At 54.1% G+C, this 266-nt stretch carries 1 protein-coding gene; it reads left to right on the forward strand.

The features are described 5' to 3' along the window. Window positions 1–34: 34 nt before the first annotated feature. Window positions 35–266 (forward strand): hypothetical protein (locus KVT28_RS25280; protein WP_217550930.1); only part of this gene is annotated, 232 nt, incomplete at its 3' end.

A 266-nucleotide genomic window follows, 5' to 3' on the forward strand; every position in this document is an offset into this window, starting at 1 on the left:
GGCGCGGGATGTGTTAGGAAAACGCATAACAACGATGGCGATGAAAAAGTTGCTCATAGCGTCGCAGCTGTTTAGCAGCGCCACCGTTTACGGTGCAGACGATTTCGTAGTGAAGGACATTCATTTCGAAGGTCTCCAGCGGGTCGCCGTCGGCGCGGCTCTGCTCAGCATGCCGGTACGTGTCGGTGATACGGTGAATGGCGATGATGGCAGAAACACCATTCGCTCACTGTTTGCCACCGGTAACTTTGAAGATGTGCAGGTTC

The sequence above is a fragment of the Pantoea sp. GbtcB22 genome, from assembly GCF_019091025.1.
Lineage (GTDB): Bacteria > Pseudomonadota > Gammaproteobacteria > Enterobacterales > Enterobacteriaceae > Pantoea > Pantoea leporis.